The sequence below is a fragment of the Devosia sp. genome, from assembly GCF_040509215.1.
Taxonomy (GTDB): domain Bacteria; phylum Pseudomonadota; class Alphaproteobacteria; order Rhizobiales; family Devosiaceae; genus Devosia.
Genome location: NZ_JBEVLL010000168.1, coordinates 1 through 2,868 on the forward strand (window position 1 = coordinate 1; position 2,868 = coordinate 2,868).

4 protein-coding genes are annotated in these 2,868 nt (G+C 63.4%); all 4 read left to right on the forward strand.

Annotated elements, in window-relative coordinates; translation table 11 throughout:
- On the forward strand, positions 1–655 hold a 655-nt coding region (locus tag ABW043_RS09280), incomplete at its 5' end, for a TetR/AcrR family transcriptional regulator (protein WP_353920931.1).
- A 186-nt stretch (positions 656–841) separates the two neighbouring features.
- Complete coding sequence (locus tag ABW043_RS09285; RefSeq protein ID WP_353920932.1) at positions 842–1,360, forward strand: sigma-70 family RNA polymerase sigma factor; 519 nt, start codon at positions 842–844, stop codon at positions 1,358–1,360.
- Entirely contained in the window at positions 1,360–2,121 is a 762-nt protein-coding gene (locus tag ABW043_RS09290) for an anti-sigma factor family protein (protein ID WP_353920933.1), read from the forward strand. Before ABW043_RS09285 ends, ABW043_RS09290 begins: the two co-directional genes overlap by 1 nt.
- A 12-nt stretch (positions 2,122–2,133) precedes the next feature.
- Positions 2,134–2,856 carry a Bax inhibitor-1/YccA family protein gene (locus ABW043_RS09295; protein ID WP_353920934.1) on the forward strand — a complete coding sequence of 241 codons (723 nt, stop codon included), beginning with the start codon at positions 2,134–2,136 and terminating at the stop codon, positions 2,854–2,856.
- Positions 2,857–2,868 lie beyond the last annotated feature (12 nt).

The following is a 2,868-nucleotide window of genomic DNA, read 5'->3' on the forward strand; positions in this document are numbered from 1 at the left end:
GTTCCAGACATCTCCAAAGTCGCCTGAGCGAGGCGTGCATGAGATGAAGTCCCTCGAAGCACAGCGACGCAGGCACATCATCGATTGCACAATAACGGTGCTGGTGCGCGACGGCGTCGCCGGCACCTCGCTCTCGCGAGTGGCATCCGAGGCCAAAGTCGCCAAGGGCATCATCTGCTACTATTTCGGTAGCAAGGACGGCCTCTTCGATGCCGTCCTTGCCCGTGTCCGGGAGCGCATGGTGGGGACCGTGGTCGAGGCTGCCGAGGCGCTCGAGGATGAATGGCAGCGCGTCGCTGCCTTTGTCACCGGCCATCTGACCTATGTGCGAAAGCACCGCGCCGAAGTGCTGGCCCTGCGTCATCTGGCGTCCACCAGGGCAGGGGGCTCAGAAGTCTCCGACCACCTCGCCGTCTGGCGCGAGCAAAAGGATTGGCTCGTCGGCACCCTGACCGCCGGGCAGGATCGGGGCGCCTTCAAGTCCTTCGATGCCGGCGTCGTCGCCACTGCCATTTCCGGCGCCCTCGAAAGCGGCCTCCTGCAATGGGCGCATGACGCGACGATCGATCTCGATCTCTATGCCGGCCAACTCCTCGACCTCTTCGAGCCCGGCATCTGCGAACCAGCGCCCGAGGTGCAATTGGCGTCGGCTTAGGGCACCATCTCCCCTCCGCCGTCATTGCCGGGCTTGTCCCGGCAATCCATTTCGCCCAGCCGTGGACCACCGGGACAAGCCCGGTGGTGACGACAAACTGTAATCTCTCGCCGGGGTTGTGGTGCAGCGGCCAAGATTTTTGCTTTCCGCATGGAAGAGACCCGCGGTTTTGTCCGTATATAGCTTATGGTCCCTCCAAAACCCCGCAAATCCGAGGTCATGAACGAGCTTCCGGCTCTGCGCCGCTATGCGCTGAGCCTGACGCGGCATCCGACCGATGCCGAGGATCTCGTGCATGATGCGCTGGTGCGGGCCATGGAGCGCAGCGTCACCTACAATCCTGCGGGAAACCTGCGCGGTTGGCTGATGTCCATCGTGCACAACCTGCACATCGACCGTGTTCGTTCCGGCAAGAGCGCGGCCGCCCGCGATCGAGATTTTGCCGCCCAGACTGCCGAAAGCCTGCCGCCCAACCAGCTCGACAGCGTCCGGCTCAATCAGGTGCGCCGTGCCTTCGATACGCTGCCCGACGAGCAGCGCGAGGCCATGCATCTGGTGACCATCGAAGGGCTCAGCTACGAGGAGGCGGCCGCGGTGCTGGGCGTGCCCGCCGGCACGGTGATGTCGCGCATTTCCCGCGGACGGGAAGCCCTGCGGCGCTGGGAAAGCGGCCCGGCACTGAGACTGATCAAAGGAGGCGAATGATGCGGAACATTGAAACAGTCGACCCCCTGGAACTGGCGGCCTATGTCGACGACCAGCTCGACGTCTCGCGCCGTATCGAAATCGAGCACTGGCTCTCCCAGCATCCCGACATCGCCGCGCAGGTGATGACGGACCTGCGCATGCGCGACGAATTGCGCCTCGCGCTTGCCGGCGACGAAGTCCCGCCCATGCCGGCCACCAGCGATGTCGCCCGGCGCCTCGAAGGGCGCCTCCATCGTGGCCAGTTTTTCCGTCGCCTCCGTCCTCTCGCCGCTGCCTCCTTCCTCCTCAGCGCCGGCTGGATCGCGCATAGCCAGATCGGTACCCTGCCGGCCCAGGCTTCGAGCGCCGTACCCGAATATGTCACCGCTGCGGTCGAAGCCCATCACATCACGGCCCTCCGCGCCGGCATGCATTCGCAGCCGCCCGTCACCGATTACGATCCGGCCGAACTCCTCGCCGAAACCGCCATTCGCATGCCCAAACTTCCCGAGGGCTGGTCGGTGACCGACGTGCAGGTCTATCCCTCCCATTTCGGCCCCAGTGTCGAGCTTGCCGTCAATGCCGGCGAACTCGGCGCCGTGTCGCTCTTTGCGGCGCGGCCTGGCCAGTTCATCGTGGAGCGTCCCTCCACACGCCATGTCGACGATACGACGACCGCTTATTGGCAGTTCGGCGACATTGCCTATGCGCTCGTTGCGAGCGCTCCGCCCGGCGAGGTGTCCCGCGCCGCCGGCTCCCTTTTCGATTCCCTATACTGACGGAGACTGACGATGGCTTTGCAGCCACAATCGCGCTGGAGCAATCCGGCATCCACCATGTCCGGCGCCGCCTTCGATGAAGGCCTGCGCAAGCATATGCTGCGCGTCTACAACTATATGGGCCTCGGTCTCGTCATCACCGGCCTCGTTGCCTTCTTCGTCGGCTCGACCCCGGCGCTTTATGTGCCGATCTTCTCTTCGCCGCTCAAATGGGTGGTGATGTTCGCCCCGCTCGCCTTCGTTATGTTCTTCTCGTTCAAGGTCAATTCGATCTCGGCGAGCGCCGCGCAGACCATGTTCTGGGCCTTCTGCGCCGTCATGGGCCTCTCCATGGCCTCGATCTTCCTGGTGTTCACCGGCGCCAGCATTGCCCGCACCTTCTTCATCTCGGCCGCCATGTTCGGCGCGATGAGCCTTTACGGCTATACGACCAAGACTGACCTCACCAAGTTCGGCTCGTTCCTGATCATGGGCCTGATCGGCGTCGTCATCGCCTCGATCGTCAACATTTTCCTCGGCTCGAGCATGCTGCAGTTCATCGTCTCGGTGGTCGGCATCCTCGTTTTCCTCGGCCTCACCGCCTGGGATACCCAGTCGATCAAAGAGCAGTTCGCCGAGAACAACGGCGCCGAAGCCAATCAGAAGCTCGCCGTCATGGGCGCCCTGTCGCTCTATCTGAGCTTCATCAACATCTTCCAGCTTCTCCTCAGCCTCACCGGCCAGACAGAAGAGTAAAGCGCTTCCAGG